The sequence below is a fragment of the Pseudalkalibacillus decolorationis genome (assembly GCF_024609785.1).
Taxonomy (GTDB): domain Bacteria; phylum Bacillota; class Bacilli; order Bacillales; family Fictibacillaceae; genus Pseudalkalibacillus; species Pseudalkalibacillus decolorationis.
The window spans coordinates 372,436-390,107 of sequence record NZ_JANHJQ010000001.1 but is presented as its reverse complement, the minus strand read 5'-3'; the positions used below and the strand labels follow the sequence as shown (position 1 = coordinate 390,107).

The following is a 17,672-nucleotide window of genomic DNA, read 5'->3' as shown; positions in this document are numbered from 1 at the left end:
TTTACACGTTAAAAAAGTATATAAATACTTTCTGTAGTATAAGCGCAACTAAGGCGATCGCCAGCGCTAAGGCTTGGCACTAGCCAAGTTTTCTTTATCGATGTTTTGGGTCAGCTCCTACCATAGTTGATTCTTTTATAAGATTAATGGTGGACTTTCATTGACACATGGTTCTGGGTACGATACCAGATCCATAGGTCATTGATAATTGATGCAAGTTCCGCTATGTCAGAATTTAGACGACAGGAGAGTTCGAAGTTCTCCTCTATATTCAATTGCTCCTGTTTTTGGTTGATTTCTATTTCAAGATCCTTAATTCGATCCGGAATCATTCCACGTATGTTTTCCCATTCAGATAAGATGGCTTCTTGTGTATATTTAGATTGATTTTCCCATATATCGTCAAACTCTGGTAATTTAATACCTAACCGTTGATCGTAAACGAATGAACTAGTCATTTCCACGATTCCCCCATTCTCGTACCATTGTACAAAAAAATCTTCAAACGTTCCATTGCTAATCTACCCATTCCATAAAAAATTCCCGATATTTGGAGCAAATACCGATCTGATGTGCACACATACTAAGTATAAACCGTAATCCAAAGGAGGTATTGATTTGCCACGACAAGAGAAGAAACCTCAAACATACGAATTCGACGAAAATGGTGAGATGGCTGTACAGCAACAGATCATGGATTCTTACCAAAGTGGTGTTATCGACCAAGAAAGTCAAAACCAAACATTTGCAAGCAAACGCGATCAAAACAAGTTGCGATAAATTGGACAGGGTGCGGGCTCCTTTTCGGTGTCCAAACCCTTGCTTATAAATGACTTTTTTACACGTTTGAAAAAGAAAATTTTTATGCAAAGATACAAGGTACAGCTCCATCGCCCAGGTTTGTAACTCGATTGAAAAGATTTTTCTTTTTCTTTTTCGAAATTGGTGTTATCTTTAAATTGGCATTCACTTGAGTGGAGGAAACATTGGCTTAAAATATTGAGGATTTGTCTGATTTAGGAGGTCGTACTTATTATGCGTATTGGAGTACCAATGGAAGTTAAGAATAACGAAAACCGTGTTGCTATGACACCCGCAGGCGTGGTCAGTCTTGTTACTGCTGGACATCAAGTATATATTGAACGAGATGCTGGCCTAGGCTCTGGTTTTACGAATGAACAGTATCAAGAAGCGGGTGCAGAAATTGTAGAAACCGCAATAGATGCTTGGAGCATGGATATGGTTATGAAGGTAAAAGAACCGTTAAAGGAAGAGTATCAATATTTCCGTGAGGATTTGATCCTTTTTACATACCTACATCTTGCAGCAGAACCAGACTTAACAAAAGCGTTAATTGATCATAAAGTTGTTGGTATCGCCTACGAGACTGTTCAATTACCGAACCGTAGCTTACCGTTACTAACACCGATGAGTGAAGTGGCTGGAAGAATGTCTACCCAAATTGGTGCACAGTTCCTTGAAAAGCCACATGGCGGAATGGGGATCTTATTAGGTGGAGTACCCGGTGTTAGACGTGGAAAGGTTACTGTTATTGGTGGAGGAGTCGCAGGAACGAATGCAGCGAAAATTGCTGTTGGGCTTGGTGCAAGTGTGACTGTCATCGACTTAAACCCTGAGCGCCTCCGACAGTTGGATGATATTTTTGGTTCTGACATTAATACACTCATGTCGAACCCTTTAAATATTTCTGAGGCTGTTATGGAATCTGATTTAGTTATTGGTGCAGTTCTAATTCCTGGTGCTAAAGCTCCTAAGCTTGTCAGTGAAGAAATGATTAAATCAATGAGAAAAGGTTCTGTACTCGTCGATATTGCGATCGACCAAGGCGGTCTTTTTGAAACAACAGATCGGATTACTACACACGATAATCCAACGTACGAAAAGCATGGAGTTGTACATTATGCAGTTGCGAATATGCCAGGTGCCGTTCCACGTACCTCGACCATTGCGTTAACGAATGTCACTGTACCATATGCATTGCAAATTGCTAACAAAGGATATGTTCAGGCTTGTACAGAAAATGAAGCGCTACTTAAAGGAATCAATACACTAGATGGATTTGTAACGTATAAAGCTGTTGCAGAAGCACATGGCTTAGAATATAAGGATTCCAAACATATAGTTATATAAAGAAAACTTGGCTAGCGCCAAGCTTTAGCGCAGGCGATCGCCTTAGTTGCGCTTATACTATAGAAAGTATTTTTATACTTTCTTAATGTGTAAAAAAGGGAGACGGATCGTCTCCCTTTTTTTATTCGATTATTAAGAGTTCCTTCGAGAACTTTGTAAGTGTTACATAGCCTTCAGATGTTACGACAATATCATCCTCAATTCTCACGCCTCCGACGTTTGGCACATATACGCCAGGTTCGAGCGTGTAAACCATCCCTTCTTGCATGGACTCATTATTCATGTCACTCATGGATGGATACTCATGAACATCGATGCCTAAACCATGGCCGATTCGGTGAAGAAAGTATTCTCCATATCCTTTTTCGGTAATATGATCTCTTGCTATTTTGTCTAAATCACCGATTCGGGTTCCTGGTTTACTAATATCCAGTGCCTTTTGTTGTGCATCTTTTACAATATTATAGATCTCTTTTTGTTGCTCATTAATGCTTTTATAAGCGACGGTTCTTGTAATATCCGAACAGTATCCTTTATGGACAACCCCCAGGTCAAATAGGACCATATCACCTGGCTTTAATGTGCGATCTCCAGGTTTACCATGTGGAAGGGCGGATTTATCTCCAAATAAGACCATTGTTGAGAAAGACATCCCGCTTACGCCTTTTTTCTTTAATTCATATTCGATTTCTGCGATAATTTCTACTTCTGCTTTTCCTTCTTCTAACGCACTCACACCGACTTCAACCCCGAAGTCAGCCAGCTCTGCAGCCTCGCCCAGGATCTTCAATTCATCTTCGTCCTTGACAACACGGAGTTGATTGACACATTCTTCTATACCAGTTAGCTTTGCATTAGGGTAAATGGATTGAAGCGCCATTGCACGTTCATAGTTAAGGTGTTCTTGTTCAATTGCAATAGAGTCAGCTTTGTTACCTTGATGTTCTAGTAATTCAGCTTTCAATTTTTCCCAAGGGTTTTCAGAATCGTTATAATCAACGATCGCATATTTCCACCCTGCATCTCTCGCTTGACTGCTTTCCATAGCTGGACAGACAAGGATTGGATCTTTATCTGGAAATAGACAAATTCCTAATAGACGTTCATGTGGTTCACAATAAAATGTTGAAAAGTAATAAACATTAGCTGTAGAGTTTACAAAAGCAAGGTCAATATTTTGCTCCTTCAACCAATGCGATGCACTCTTTAATCGTTGATTCAATGGTTTCACATCCCTTATTGATAATAGGCTGTATTTCTGTAACAACCATAACATATCTATTGTATAGGATATTCCCTCCTGTTTAAAGAAAAAGGGGTGTAGAGCATAGTGGTAGACGGGTATACACACTATAAGTTCTCTATAGGGTAATTACTGTACATCGCTAGAAGGAAAATAGCAGAAATAATCGAATGTTGTATACAGAATTCTTTTTAGAAATGAATGAATGAGGAGAGATAAACATGAATGTAACGTATTATGGACACTCAGTTGTTGGGATTGAGGCAAACGGAAACTCAATTTGGATTGATCCTTTTATTTCAGGAAATGAACAGTGTCACTTGAGGGCGGATGAAATCAATGCAGACGTTATCTTATTAACTCATGGGCATAATGACCATGTCGGTGACACTGTGGACATTGCAAAACGGTGTAACTCTCTTGTCGTCGCACCCTTTGAACTAGCCAATTATATTGGATCAAAAGGAATAGAAACTCATCCGATGCACATAGGTGGAGCATATGAGTTTGATTTTGGCACCGTAAAGTTTACTCAGGCTTTCCATGGTTCAAGCTTTACGGAGGAAGATGGTTCAGTCGTATATACGGGAATGCCAGCAGGAATTTTATTTAGTGCAGAAGGAAAAACAATTTATCATGCAGGTGATACCGCCTTGTTTTCTGATATGAAAATGATCGGGGAAAGAAACCGAATTGAATTAGCCTTCTTACCAATTGGAGACAACTTCACAATGGGACCGGAGGATGCGTCTGTTGCGGCAAGTTGGCTAAGGGCGAAAAGCGTTGTGCCTATTCACTACAATACGTTTCCGGTTATCGAGCAAGACCCTGAAGCGTTTGTTGATCGCTTGGAAGGGAAAAAAGGTATTGTGTTAAAGTCCGGTGAATCCATCGAATTGTAGTATCCAAATTATTAACGGCGAATTTTGAACCGTTTATACTACAATTATCTTCTTACTCCCTGAGTTAATGCATATGGTTTATATAACGGGCTAAGACAATCTTACGCGTTAAAAAATAAATCGGGGGAGTGGAAAAGATGAAGAATCGGATCCTACTGTCGTTATTACTTGCTCTAGCACTTGTCTATTTTGCTGTACCGTATTTGCCTGAAATGGGGACAGGTTTAAACTCTATGTTCTCGTTTTTATGGTTAGCATTCGCATTCCTTGTTATTGGAGGTAACTTTTCTACGTTGCTATTTGGAAAAGTTCGTGCTAATCAGACACACGTTCTGCGTAGAAAGCGTATTGCAGTGAACCGAAAACGAATTAGAGAATATTGAAATGTATGGTTTACCCTTAGTATAATAGGAAAGACTTAGCAAAAAGATTGTTGAGCGGACAGATGGAAAGTTTGGTGAAAAGATGCCGACAAAGCATGAACAAATTTTAGAATATATCGATAAACTTGAAATTGGTAGTAAGATTTCAGTAAGACAAATTGCTAAAGCTCTTTCTGTTAGTGAGGGAACCGCCTATAGGGCAATTAAAGACGCTGAAAATCAAGGATCTGTGAGTACGATTGAGCGGGTAGGAACGATACGAATTGAGAAGAAGCGCAAGGACAATATTGAAAAGTTAACCTTCGCTGAAGTTGTAAATGTGGTCGATGGTCAAGTGTTAGGCGGAAGGAAAGGGTTGCACAAGACACTGAACAAATTCGTAATTGGAGCGATGAAGCTTGAAGCGATGATGCGTTATGTAGACCCTGATAGTTTACTGATTGTCGGAAATCGGACAAAAGCTCACGCACTCGCCTTAAAAGCGGGTGCGGCTGTTTTGATTACGGGTGGATTTGAAGCCGATGAGAGTGTGACAAGACTTGCGGATGAGCTTGAATTACCCGTTATCACAACTAGTTACGATACATTTACGGTCGCTACGATGATTAACCGGGCAATTTATGATCAGTTAATCAAAAAGGAGATTGTTCTCGTTAGTGATATTACTACTCCTGTTTCGGTAACGAATTATTTGACAACAAGTGACTCTATAGCAACATGGTATGAATTAAACGAAATTTCTGGGCACAGTCGTTTTCCTGTAGTGGATCAGTCAATGCGTGTTGTTGGGGTCATTACTTCCAAAGACATTATTGGTATCGAACATCGTGTATCGATTGAGAAAGTCATGACAAAACACCCCTTAACTGTTCAGGGAACGACATCTGTAGCAAACGCAGCACATATGATGATTTGGGAAGGGATTGAACTATTACCTGTCATTGATCATCAACAAATGCTACAAGGAATTATCAGTCGGCAGGATGTCCTTAAAGCGTTGCAAATGATACAGAAACAGCCACAGGTAGGAGAAACCTTCGATGACTTAATTACAAGCCACATACAAGACATTGAAGATGAGAATGGAACCACATTTGCTTGTGAGGTTACACCGCAGATGACAAGTTACTTAGGAACGCTTTCATATGGTGTGATGACTACTCTTGTTTCAGAGGCTGGTAGCAGGGCATTGAGGAAACAGAAAAAGGGAGACCTTGTCATAGAAAACATCACACTTTATTTTCTTAAGCCAGTCCAGATGGAGAGTAAGCTGCTCATACAGCCTAAAATACTAGAGCTAAGCAGACGTTATGGAAAAGTTGATGTGGAAATTTATCATCGTGGAGAGGTTGTAGGAAAAGCATTAATGATGGCCCAGTTAATCGATCGGAATCTTTAGGAGGAGGTTCAAAAAGTCCGGATATCCTCCTTTTTGAACATCCTCTTTAAGTGAATCTCGTTAACTGAGCCGAAAATGTTGAGACTATGAATTTTCAGTTTCCTTAATAGCAAAAGGCAAAAAATACTTATAGGCTTTGTAGCCGAGGAAAATATTAAATATACCCAACACGAGGAATAGCCCACCAATTACAAGGTCGAATGTAGATTCATAAATAAACAATCGATTTAATCCAAACATAGAGATAAAGGTACCAAGGGCAATGTTTGCTTTCGCCTTAGTCCATTTCTTTAAGTAGGGAGCTTTCGTTCTCCATTCTTTAACTTTATAAAATATGTAAACAACTAATGATACAATGATGATGACGACTAATGCAGGCATTATTCTTCCTCCAGATCTTATATTCGTTCGATACCCATTGTAAAGGACTTTATAAGAAAAATCTATAAATAGGAATGAACATTACGTTACAGAAAAAACATACATAAAAAGGAGAACAAAATGAAAGACAAAATCATAAAGAAAATAGAAGAATACGATACAATTATTATTCACAGACACGTACGGCCGGACCCAGATGCTCTTGGATCACAAGGCGGCTTGTCCGAAATTCTGAAACAGAATTACCCCGAAAAAAGGATTTATGTAGTAGGTGAAGATGAACCATCTCTATCGTTTATGATGAAAATGGATGACATTAAAAAGGATGCTTACCAAGGTGCATTAGTCATTGTGTGTGATACAGCTAATGAAGCTCGTATAAGTGATTCTCGTTTTTCTTTAGGAGATTATTTAATTAAAATTGATCACCACCCTAATGAAGACAAGTATGGTAATTTAATATGGGTTGATACAAATGCAAGCAGTGTAAGTGAAATGATTTATGAGTTTTACCTACATGGAAAAGAATATAATCATTTTAAGCTTACAGAGAAGGGTGCTGAATTACTATTTACCGGAATCGTAGGGGATACGGGAAGGTTTTTATATTCAAATACGACTGAAAAAACGATGCATTATGCCGGTGAGCTAAAAAATTTCAATTTTAATAGTGCTGACATTTATGAAGAGATGTATAAAGTGCCGATGAATGTTGCCCGTTTGAATGGTTATGTATTATCAAATTTTAATTATATTGATCCAGGAGTAGGGTATATCTATTTGTCAAAAGAAGTGATGGAAGAGTTCCAAACAACCCCAACGGAATCGTCGCTTCTTGTGAATACGTTTTCCAATGTGGATGGGCTTAAAGCTTGGGTGTTTTTTGTTGAAGAGCCGGATCAAATTCGCGTACGTTTTCGATCGAAAGGGCCAATTGTCAATACAATCGCAGCAAAGTATAATGGGGGCGGACATCCGATGGCTTCGGGAGCAACCGTTTATACAATTGAAGAAACAAAACAGATCATTCAAGACTTAGTCGAGGTATGTAAGTAGGAAAAGGGTAAATAAGAAAAGCGCAAGCGCCCTGCTTAGCCACGAAGGTCACTGGAAGACCGACGAGGAGGCTGTTGCCGCCGCAGGAGGCCTGAAGTGATCCAAGTGGTTGGGCGCTGAAGCTGGACATTACATCCATGCCGCAAACTTTTATACTTTCTTTACTCATAAAGAAAACTTGGCAAAGCCAAGCCTTTGGCGCCGGCTGAGCCTTAGTTGCGCTTATACTATAGAAAGTATTTTTATACTTTTTTAACGTGTAAAAAAGGGCGATCGAGCATAGTGAAATCCGGCCTACTCCATTTGATGTCACATCAATCATGGTTGATGTGCCGGGCTCCTATGCTGATTGCCCTTACTTTTTACCGAGAAAGTTTTGTAAATAGAAAGGTTAAGGCTTAACTGGGGTAAACCAGGAACCAAGTTCTGTCACGTCCTCTTCAATATCGATGTTTAAGATGGCTGCTTCCTTTTTAATTAATGCAGCAACTTCTTTCGTTTCAGCGAATGCAGAGTATCCATTACGAAGTTTTTCAACCTTAACTCTTGCCATTTCTTTTCGATTGATAATCATACACATTCCCCTTTACAAATCTTCTTTATTCCTATTGTATACGATGGACTGGCTGTTTGCGAATCATCCTGCCTAAATGTCTCACAATTGTCAAAAAACGAGCTTACTTCACCCGTTCAACATTTAGGGTTAGTCGTAATGTTGTATAAAGATGCATTTGAACAACTTTAACCTCGAATTTATCCTTATCAATTAGGAAAGTTTTATTTTCTAAGGCTCTAACGAGTAATTGACTATTTTGAGCAACTGATTCGATATCTTTCGCGAGCACATCATGGAGTTCTTGGGTAATACTGTTCTTTAGGTCAAGTAATGTTAAACCTTTTAACTCGACTTTATCTTTGTTTAAAATAATAACATCTATTTCCTGCACAGTAAGATTTTTTTTGATTTCTTTGTTCTTCTCATCATACTCAGCTTCAAAGTGTTCGTTTTTATCCTTCAGCTCACTAATCCTTGCATCTCTTTCTTCTATTTTCGTTAAATAAAACTCCTGAAGTCCTCCAAAGCTTAATAAGAAGAAGAACCAACCGAGAATAAAGCCAATCACGATTCCAGCGAAAAAACGTTGATAACCTTTGCGTCTGTGAAGGGGAGGGATTCTCATGTGCTATTCCTCCTGCGTAATCCATTGAATTATGACCTGTCCAGTGTTTGCACCGAGTAAAGCAGCGATAATATATATGATTTGATTGAAAACCTCGATAAAGGAGCCTCCTAGAAAGCTACGTTCAAAATGATTGATTGCATCAAATGTACCTCCAATAGCAGCTACAATCGCCCATATTTTCAAACTCTTTGATAATTGGTGCATGGAAAAGAAGGGTGGTTTACCGATTAACATCATTCCGATGGCACCGATCAAACAACCGCCGAGTATTATGCCAAATGCAACAAAAAAGTAAATGATAATCGTTGATACGAATTTGCTTTCCAACATTTCAATCCCACCCTTATCCGTATCTCATCCAAACCTCTCTGTTTTATAATTATGGACAACCGCTCTTAAGTATGCTTGATTTATTGTGATGTTAAACTTGTTTATAATAGAACTTAGAATATTAAAATGGTGTTTACTTGATTTTGGAAAAACATTTAAGGAGGTGGACCATGAGCTTTGTACATCTTCATGTTCACAGTGAATACAGCTTACTTGATAGTGCTTGCAGGATCGATCAGTTAATTGACAAAGCGGTGCAGCTAGGCATGGGCTCATTAGCGATTACGGATCGTAACGTAATGTATGGAATCCTCCCTTTTTATAAGGCTTGTTTATCGAAAGGGATTAAGCCAATCCTTGGACTTGAAGTCGACTTACAAGTAACTGAAGACAATGAGGTGGAGAAGGATGAACCTTATCAGTTATTGTTGTATGCAGCAAACAACGAGGGATATCGTAACCTTATTGAACTAAGCTCTATTGCAAAAAGCAATGGATTACTTCGAGTTCAAGATATGCTCAATCGAAATGATGGCTTATTAGCAATCTCCTCTGGTGAGTATGGTGTTATTCAAAGGCTTCTAAGTAAGAATGAAAGTGAACAGGCAATAAGATTTAACGACTACTTTGGACGTTTATATAAAAAGGGCTTTTATTTAGGGATTGAAGATCATGGATTAGCAAGAGAGAAAGAACTCAACCTCCATCTTATTCAGTTTTCAAAAGAAAGGGATACGCCTCTTGTTGCGATGAACGAAATCCTGTACATAAACGAGGAAAATGCCCAAGCTTATGATGCATTGCAAGCAATTAAACATGGCAAGATGTTAACTGAATTGGAGGAGCAACGATTTCGAACGAATCAGTATTATTTCAAAAGCTCAGATGAAATGGAGAAGCTTTTCACACGACTTCCAGCAGTGTTAAGTGCGACAGCGGAAATTGCGAATAAATGCAATGTGAACATCGAGTTCGGAAACTATATCCTGCCTAGATTTCCGGTTCCCGATCATACGTCAAGCTCTTCCTATCTAAGAACCTTATGTGAGCAAGGGCTTATTGAACGGTATGGTAATCAACCGTCAGAAATCACTGTGGAACGATTATCCTATGAGCTTGGGGTCATTGACAGCATGGGCTTTAGTGATTATTTTTTAATTGTCTGGGACTTTATGAAATATGCGCGTGACAATGGAATTTTAACAGGTCCAGGACGGGGATCAGCAGCAGGATCTCTTGTTTCATACACGTTGCAAATCACACAGGTAGACCCAGTTGAACATGATCTATTATTTGAACGATTTTTAAATCCGGAACGAGTCACGATGCCAGACATTGATATTGATTTTCCAGATACAAAAAGGGATGATGTCATTCAATATGTCGCCGAAAAATATGGTCATGACCATGTTGCTCAAATTATTACATTTGGTACCTTAGCAGCTAAGGCAGCTATTCGTGATGTTGGACGAGTCTTGAATCTCGGTCAGAATTTAATTGATCGCATTGCGAAAATGATCCCCTCTCGACCTGGTATTACCCTAGAAAGGGCTTTAGTGGAATCCCCTTCTTTAAAAAGGACAATAGAGCAGTCCAGTGAAGCATCTGAGCTCTGGGCGATATCCAAAACAATCGAAGGATTACCAAGGCATGCTTCAACTCATGCTGCAGGTATTGTTATTAGCGATAACCCATTAACAGAGGTTGTTCCGATACAAGAAGGAAATGAAAAATTAGCATTAACCCAGTATACTATGGATGGGCTTGAAGCTATTGGGTTATTGAAGATGGATTTCCTAGGATTACGTAACTTATCACTTATAGAAGATATATTGAATGTAATTAAAGAAGATATAGGGCAAACGCTCCAACTGAATCACATTCCTTTTGATGATAAAAATACATACAAACTATTGAGCGAAGGGGATACAACCGGAATATTTCAGCTGGAATCTGATGGTATGCGCAAAGTTCTTCGGAAATTAAAACCATCTGAATTTGAAGACATCGTTGCAGTAAATGCTTTGTATCGACCGGGACCAATGGAAAACATACCTGTTTATATCGAAGGGAAACATGGTAACCGGATGGTTCATTATCCACATCCTGATCTCAAATCTATACTTGAAAAAACTTATGGGGTTATCGTATACCAGGAACAGATATTACAAATTGCCTCGAAAATGGCGGGCTTTTCTCTTGGAGAGGCGGATCTACTACGTAGGGCAGTCAGCAAGAAAAAAGCTGACGTGTTACACGAGCAACGGGAACACTTTGTCAATGGTGCACTTGAAAAGAGGTATACTTCAGAAACATCCAACAAGGTCTATGATTTAATTGTCCGATTTGCCAATTATGGATTTCCACGATCCCATGCGGTTGCATACAGTGTTATTGCCTATCAGCTTGCCTACTTAAAGGCCAATTACTCGACTTATTTTATGGCTGAACTCTTAACTAGCTCAATTGGAAACCAAAGTAAAGTAGCGGCGTATCTTAGTGAGGCACGGCAAAGAGAAATGACCGTGCTGCCCCCATCAATAAATAAAAGTCAACTCGGTTTTCAGGTTGATAATGGGGCGTTGCGAATTGGGTTGCTCGTTATCAAAAATGTCGGAGTGCGGGTAATTGAATCAATTCTTGAAGAACGAAAGCAAAGGGGTAATTACCGGGACTTATTTGATTTATGCAGACGTGTATCATTAAAGGTTATAAATAAACGGACCCTTGAGTCACTCGTGCTTGCCGGATGCATGGATGAATTTACAACAAATCGTGCACAATTACTCGCTACATTAGATAGTGCTCTTGAACATGGTGCTAAAATTCAAAAATCAGAAGAAGATGGGCAGTTTGATCTATTCCCAAATGAAATGGAACAGGCGTCACCTATTTATGCTTCTGTGCCGCCATTTCAGGAAAAGGAGAAACTCCAGTTTGAATTTGAGGCACTTGGCTTTTATTTATCTGGACATCCTATAGAACAATATAAAGAATTATTATCGGATTATAATCGGAGCTTAATTAGCCGGTTGAGCGATGAGCAACATAGATTACGAGTAGGGGCACTTGTTACAAAGGTTAAATCAATCAAAACAAAAAAAGGGGATTGGATGGCTTTTGTAAGTTTGAGTGATGAATCTGGAGAAATTGAAGGAATTATTTTTCCAAAAACGTATCGAACATATGGGGACTGTTTTGAAGTGGGAAGTTTTTTATTAATCGAGGGAAACGTTGATGCTAAGGATGATTTGAAACTAATCATTGAAAAAGCAGTAAATCTTCACACTTTAAAAACACCTAGTCAAAACAAGAAGACAAAACTGTTTTTGAAGGTCGAAACGAAGAAGCAAGATGAAGGTGCTCTGCATAATATCCAAAAGATTGTACTTCAATATCCGGGGAACACCGAGGTTATTCTATTTTATGAGCAAAGCAGTAAGACGGTCCGATTGTCCAAAGAATATAGTATTGACCCGATTGCCGATTGTATTATAAAGTTAGAGTCATTACTTGGACCGAAAAATGTCGTTTTAAAATGACGTATTATTTCTTTACACGTAGTATAGGTTTGTTATAATTAATGAGTCAAAAGGTGGTCAGACCACCTTGGATTGTATCGGACAAGCATCAAACAAATTTATTCATATGAATGGAAAAAGGCTTTTCGAATATAGCCATTACTTAAATTGAAGCCTAAAAGAATAAGGGAGATGAACCTATGTCTGTTTCTCGGGAAGAAGCACTGCACATGCATAGAGTAAACCAAGGTAAGCTAGAATCTAAATCAAAGGTTCCCGTGAGAAACGCTCGGGATCTAAGCCTCGCATACTCTCCAGGTGTAGCAGAGCCTTGCAAGGAAATTTATGACGATAAAAACAGAGTTTACGAATATACGATGAAGGGGAACACTGTTGCTGTTGTGTCTGATGGAACTGCTGTACTTGGCCTGGGAAATATTGGCCCTGAGGCAGCTCTTCCAGTTATGGAAGGAAAAGCGGTGCTATTTAAAAGTTTTGCAGGCGTCGATGCTTTTCCAATTTGCTTAAGTACAACCGATGTAGACCAAATCGTACAAACGGTTAAGCTACTTGAACCGACATTTGGTGGGGTAAACTTAGAAGATATTGCTGCACCGAACTGTTTTGTTATTGAAGAACGGTTGAAGAAAGAGACGAATATCCCAATTTTTCATGATGATCAACATGGTACAGCAATCGTTACGGTTGCCGGCCTTGTGAATGCATTAAAGGTAACAAAAAAGTCGATGTCATCGATAAAAGTTGTTGTAAACGGTGCTGGTTCAGCTGGTATTGCCATCATAAAACTGTTAAATCGTTTTGGTGTCAAAGATATCATTATGTGTGACTCTAAAGGTGCTATTTATGAAGGGCGTTCATATGGGATGAACCGAGTTAAGACTGAAGTGGCACACTTTACGAATAGACAACAGGTTGAAGGCTCGCTTGAGGAAGCTGTAAAAGGAATGGATGTATTCATAGGTGTTTCGGTTGAAGGAGCACTTACACCAGATATGATCCAAAGTATGAATGACAATCCCATTATTTTTGCAATGGCTAACCCTGTTCCAGAGATTATGCCAGATAAAGCCAAAGAAGCAGGGGCGAAGGTAATTGGAACAGGTCGATCTGACTTTCCTAACCAAGTAAACAACGTGCTCGCATTTCCGGGAATCTTTCGGGGTGCGCTAGATACAAGATCCACTCATATTAACGAGGAAATGAAAAAGGCAGCAGTCTATGCAATTGCCGAATTAATTGATATTAACGATTTGTCAGAGGATTACGTAATCCCGGGACCTTTTGATCCGAGAGTCGCCCCAGCCGTAGCTGCAGGGGTTGCGAAGGCAGCAATGGAAACAGGGGTAGCGAGAATTAAAGTGGATCCTGAAGAAATATCTGAGAAAACACGTAGGCTTGCAATCATCGATGAAGATTAGGCAATCAATCGGTAAAGCAGGTGGTGGATAACATGACAACAAAACCGAGGGAAAAAGTATTTATCGAAATCCTTAAACGTTTAAAGTCGATCATGTTGAGCGATCAGCTGCAAGCCGGTGATAAATTGCCATCTGAACGTGAGCTATCGGAAAGACTTAATGCTGGAAGATCTTCCGTACGAGAAGCTCTCCGTGCCATGGAACTTCTCGGGCTAATAGAGACAAGACAGGGCGAAGGTACTTACATTAAAGAAGCGAGAAGACACAGACTCGTTGAGGTGCTAGCTTCTTTTATCTTAAATGACGACACTGCAAAAAGTGAGCTTGCAGAAACAAGAAGCATAATTGAAAAAAACGCGATAATCCTTGCGTCTGATAGAAGGACGGATACCCAGTTAGATGTGCTAGAGCAGTCTGTCCAGAAAATGAGAGAACAACGTGTAATTGAGGATTTTGGCAGAGTCGATCGTAATTTTTTCCAAAAAGTGATGGAAGCTGCTCACAACTCTCTCCTACAACGATTATGGATTGAACTTATTGAGTATGACTATACTTCATTTCCAAGGGAACATTCGTATTCCCTTACAGACTATGAAAAGATATTATTGATGATTAAAAACGGTATTGAGCTTGAACAGTTTGAAAAGCTTGAACGTTTCCGAACATAAATAGTGAAAGTTATTTAGGGGATTCATGGAGGTGCAAGAACTTGTTAAAAGACCTGTTTGCAAAAAAACGTAAGTATGCAACGATACCCTCTGAAAGATTAAAGCAGGACGTACCAGAAGGCATCATGACCAAATGTCCAGAATGTAAGGCGATCATGACTACAAAAGAGTTAAACAAAGCTTTGAAGGTATGCATTTCCTGCGGCCATCATTTTCGAATGACAGCACAGGAAAGAATCGGAATCACAGTCGACAATGATACGTTTGAGGAATTGTATCAAGGAATGAAAACAGAAAACCCACTCGACTTTCCTGATTATCTTGAACGAATCGAAAAGGACCGTACCAAAACAGGAATTAATGAAGCTGTTGTTACTGGTAAGGGTTCAGTTGGTGGAAATCCAGTTGTTTTAGCAGTAATGGACGCCCACTTCCGAATGGGGAGTATGGGATCTGTTGTGGGTGAGAAAATTACTCGCGCAATTGAGTTAGCGACTGAAGAAAGAAAACCATTTCTTATATTTACTGCTTCTGGTGGTGCTCGTATGCAAGAGGGTGTATTAAGTTTAATGCAAATGGCTAAAACAAGTGTTGCACTTAGACGCCATCATGAAGAGGGTTTATTATTCATTTCAATTATGACACATCCTACTACGGGTGGGGTTTCTGCAAGCTTTGCATCGGTTGGGGATTATAATTTCGCTGAACCCCGAGCGCTCATAGGTTTTGCAGGTCGACGGATTATTGAGCAAACCATTCGGCAGGATCTACCAGATGACTTTCAAACATCTGAATTTCTTTTGAAGCATGGACAATTGGATGGTGTTATCCATCGTTCAAAGCTAACATCAACACTAACAACGATATTGGATATTCATCAGACAGGAGGTGAAGAGTAATGGTTGGAGAATTAGATTTTGAACGGCCAGTAGTTGAATTAAGAAACAAAATTACTGAATTGAAGACATTTATGGATGAAAAAGGGATTGATCTGTCTGATGAAGTTCAACGACTAGAAGAACGCCTAGAAAAGGTCGAGAAAGAGGTTTACGGGAAAATGACTCCATGGGATCGAGTTCAAATTGCACGACATCATGAGCGACCAACCACGTTAGATTATATCAACCTACTCTTCACGAACTTTCTTGAGATGCACGGAGATCGATTATATGGTGACGATGAAGCGATTGTCGGTGGAATTGCCAAGTTTCATGGACTGCCCGTAACAATAATTGGGCATCAGCGTGGGAAAGATACAAAGGAAAATCTTCGTAGGAATTTCGGAATGCCACACCCAGAGGGATACCGCAAAGCTCTAAGATTAATGAAACAAGCGGAAAAGTTTAACCGACCGATTATCTGTTTGATGGATACGAAAGGTGCATATCCTGGTATGTCTGCAGAAGAGCGTGGCCAGAGTGAGGCGATTGCTCGTAATTTGATAGAGATGGCAGGGTTAAAGGTTCCCGTCATTTGTGTCGTAATCGGTGAAGGAGCAAGCGGTGGTGCTCTTGCGATTGGTGTCGGGAACCATGTTCATATGCTTGAAAATTCGTGGTACTCGGTTATATCACCTGAGGGCGCTGCTGCATTGTTATGGAAGGATTCTACACAAGCTAAGCGAGCGGCTGAATCTATGAAGATCACAGCACCTGATTTATTGGAGATGGGCATTATTGATACGATGATTCCTGAAGTGAAAGGTGGAGCCCACAAAGATCCAAAAAAACAGGCTTCACTTATTGAAGAGGCTCTTCAATCTTCTTTGGAAGAATTGTTGAAAATGAACAGTAAGGAATTGGTTGACCACCGATACGATAAGTACAGAAAAGTCGGACAATATACAATTGAAAACGATTCCATTAGCATTACTTAAGGAAAAGAGGATGACTCTAAAGGAAAGACAAGCTGCTTCTAGTATGAAGAGTGTGAAGTTGCTTTTTCCCTAGTGAGTACCCTCTTTTTTCTTTGCGCGCTTGTGTATTGTCTTCTATTTTGGAACATGATATTTTTAGAACACAACTATACGATTACGATGGGGTGAAAGATAGATGAAACGGATTGGAGTATTAACAAGTGGAGGAGACAGCCCGGGCATGAACGCAGCTGTTCGTGCTGTCGTCAGAGAGGCAATTTATCAAAATCTTGAAGTATATGGAATTTTTCACGGCTATTCAGGTCTGATTTCAGGAAATATAGAAAAGATGGAGCTCGGTTCTGTAGGAGATATTATTCATCGGGGCGGTACGATACTTTACTCGGCTAGATGTGAAGAGTTTAAAACCGAAGAAGGTCAAAGGAAAGGAGTCGAACAATTAAAAAAGTTTGGCATTGAAGGATTAGTTGTTATTGGAGGCGATGGCTCTTATCGTGGCGCACAAATGTTGACAAAAAGCGGTTTTCCAACGATCTGCCTTCCGGGAACCATCGATAACGATATTCCAGGCACAGATTATACGATCGGATTTGATACTGCACTGAATACAGTGATTGATGCAATTGATAAAATCCGTGATACGGCTACGTCACATGAAAGAACGTATATCATTGAGGTCATGGGGAGAAATGCAGGTGATATCGCGCTTTGGTCTGGTTTAGCAGGTGGCGCAGAAACGATTTTAATTCCGGAACAAGAATTCATGATGGAGGATATTGTAAATCGTCTGAAACGTGGGCATGATCGTGGGAAGAAGCACAGTATTATTGTTGTTGCGGAAGGTGTCGGTAGTGGTGTGGATATTGCTTCCCAAGTTAAAGAAGCAACTGGGTATGAAACCCGGGTATCTGTACTTGGGTACATACAGCGTGGAGGATCACCAACAGCATTTGATCGCGTTTTGGCAAGCAGGCTAGGTGCAAAGGCTGTACAGATGTTAATAAATGGTAGTGAAGGAAGAGCAGTTGGAATTCAGAGAAACCGACTTGTAGACCATGATATTAGTGAAGTGCTTGCGAAGCCTCATGAAATAGACATTGATATGTATCAGCTTTCTAAAGAATTATCGATATAAGTGG

General features: G+C 39.7%; 18 protein-coding genes. 12 read left to right on the top strand and 6 right to left on the bottom strand.

The window, feature by feature from the left end; all coding sequences use genetic code 11:
• Window positions 1–143: 143 nt before the first annotated feature.
• On the bottom strand, window positions 144–458 hold the full coding sequence (locus tag NON16_RS01885) for a hypothetical protein (protein ID WP_257346589.1): 315 nt from the start codon (window positions 456–458) through the stop codon (window positions 144–146).
• A 160-nt stretch (window positions 459–618) separates the two neighbouring features.
• On the opposite strand from NON16_RS01885, the gene NON16_RS01880 reads away from it, so the two are divergent.
• Window positions 619–780: a hypothetical protein gene (locus tag NON16_RS01880; protein ID WP_257346587.1), complete on the top strand. Its 162-nt coding sequence runs from the start codon at window positions 619–621 to the stop codon at window positions 778–780.
• Between the two features lie 255 nt (window positions 781–1,035).
• Window positions 1,036–2,151, top strand: a complete 1,116-nt coding sequence (gene ald / locus NON16_RS01875) for an alanine dehydrogenase (protein ID WP_257346585.1) — start codon at window positions 1,036–1,038, stop codon at window positions 2,149–2,151.
• Window positions 2,152–2,272: 121 nt separating this feature from the next.
• Here the strand turns inward: ald and NON16_RS01870 are convergent, their stop codons facing one another.
• Window positions 2,273–3,373, bottom strand: a complete 1,101-nt coding sequence (locus tag NON16_RS01870; RefSeq protein ID WP_257346583.1) for a M24 family metallopeptidase — start codon at window positions 3,371–3,373, stop codon at window positions 2,273–2,275.
• Between the two features lie 242 nt (window positions 3,374–3,615).
• On the opposite strand from NON16_RS01870, the gene NON16_RS01865 reads away from it, so the two are divergent.
• From NON16_RS01865 to NON16_RS01855, 3 genes are all read left to right on the top strand, one after another.
• Window positions 3,616–4,296: a metal-dependent hydrolase gene (locus NON16_RS01865; protein ID WP_257346581.1), complete on the top strand. Its 681-nt coding sequence runs from the start codon at window positions 3,616–3,618 to the stop codon at window positions 4,294–4,296.
• A gap of 137 nt (window positions 4,297–4,433) precedes the next feature.
• Window positions 4,434–4,679 (top strand): hypothetical protein, encoded by a 246-nt coding sequence (locus NON16_RS01860; protein ID WP_257346579.1) that lies wholly within the window; start codon window positions 4,434–4,436, stop codon window positions 4,677–4,679.
• Window positions 4,680–4,761: 82 nt separating this feature from the next.
• Window positions 4,762–6,078 (top strand): DRTGG domain-containing protein, encoded by a 1,317-nt coding sequence (locus tag NON16_RS01855; protein WP_257346578.1) that lies wholly within the window; start codon window positions 4,762–4,764, stop codon window positions 6,076–6,078.
• 84 nt (window positions 6,079–6,162) lie between these two features.
• Here NON16_RS01855 and NON16_RS01850 read toward each other — a convergent pair whose 3' ends face one another.
• Complete coding sequence (locus NON16_RS01850) at window positions 6,163–6,459, bottom strand: YtpI family protein (protein WP_257346577.1); 297 nt, start codon at window positions 6,457–6,459, stop codon at window positions 6,163–6,165.
• 120 nt (window positions 6,460–6,579) lie between these two features.
• On the opposite strand from NON16_RS01850, the gene NON16_RS01845 reads away from it, so the two are divergent.
• Entirely contained in the window at window positions 6,580–7,515 is a 936-nt protein-coding gene (locus NON16_RS01845; protein ID WP_257346576.1) for a DHH family phosphoesterase, read from the top strand.
• Between the two features lie 391 nt (window positions 7,516–7,906).
• Here the strand turns inward: NON16_RS01845 and NON16_RS01840 are convergent, their stop codons facing one another.
• From NON16_RS01840 to NON16_RS01830, 3 genes are all read right to left on the bottom strand, one after another.
• Window positions 7,907–8,089 carry a YtzJ family protein gene (locus NON16_RS01840; protein ID WP_257346574.1) on the bottom strand — a complete coding sequence of 61 codons (183 nt, stop codon included), beginning with the start codon at window positions 8,087–8,089 and terminating at the stop codon, window positions 7,907–7,909.
• Between the two features lie 103 nt (window positions 8,090–8,192).
• Entirely contained in the window at window positions 8,193–8,696 is a 504-nt protein-coding gene (gene ytrI, locus NON16_RS01835; RefSeq protein WP_257346572.1) for a sporulation membrane protein YtrI, read from the bottom strand.
• A gap of 3 nt (window positions 8,697–8,699) precedes the next feature.
• Window positions 8,700–9,035, bottom strand: coding sequence for a YtrH family sporulation protein (locus tag NON16_RS01830; protein WP_308216568.1), 336 nt, complete (start codon window positions 9,033–9,035; stop codon window positions 8,700–8,702).
• Window positions 9,036–9,199: 164 nt separating this feature from the next.
• Between NON16_RS01830 and NON16_RS01825 the strand changes: the two genes are divergently transcribed.
• From NON16_RS01825 to pfkA, 6 genes are all read left to right on the top strand, one after another.
• Window positions 9,200–12,571 carry a DNA polymerase III subunit alpha gene (locus NON16_RS01825; RefSeq protein WP_257346568.1) on the top strand — a complete coding sequence of 1,124 codons (3,372 nt, stop codon included), beginning with the start codon at window positions 9,200–9,202 and terminating at the stop codon, window positions 12,569–12,571.
• A 179-nt stretch (window positions 12,572–12,750) separates the two neighbouring features.
• Window positions 12,751–13,989, top strand: a complete 1,239-nt coding sequence (gene ystJ, locus NON16_RS01820) for an NADP-dependent malic enzyme (protein ID WP_257346567.1) — start codon at window positions 12,751–12,753, stop codon at window positions 13,987–13,989.
• A 32-nt stretch (window positions 13,990–14,021) separates the two neighbouring features.
• Window positions 14,022–14,657 (top strand): FadR/GntR family transcriptional regulator, encoded by a 636-nt coding sequence (locus NON16_RS01815; protein ID WP_257346565.1) that lies wholly within the window; start codon window positions 14,022–14,024, stop codon window positions 14,655–14,657.
• Window positions 14,658–14,698: 41 nt separating this feature from the next.
• The gene (accD, locus tag NON16_RS01810; RefSeq protein ID WP_257346563.1) at window positions 14,699–15,556 is read left to right on the top strand and encodes an acetyl-CoA carboxylase, carboxyltransferase subunit beta; all 858 of its coding nucleotides are present in this window, start codon (window positions 14,699–14,701) and stop codon (window positions 15,554–15,556) included.
• Window positions 15,556–16,533 (top strand): acetyl-CoA carboxylase carboxyl transferase subunit alpha, encoded by a 978-nt coding sequence (gene accA / locus NON16_RS01805; RefSeq protein WP_257346562.1) that lies wholly within the window; start codon window positions 15,556–15,558, stop codon window positions 16,531–16,533. The genes accD and accA overlap by 1 nt, the downstream gene beginning before the upstream one ends.
• Window positions 16,534–16,708: 175 nt before the next feature.
• Window positions 16,709–17,668 (top strand): 6-phosphofructokinase, encoded by a 960-nt coding sequence (gene pfkA, locus NON16_RS01800; protein WP_257346560.1) that lies wholly within the window; start codon window positions 16,709–16,711, stop codon window positions 17,666–17,668.
• Window positions 17,669–17,672 lie beyond the last annotated feature (4 nt).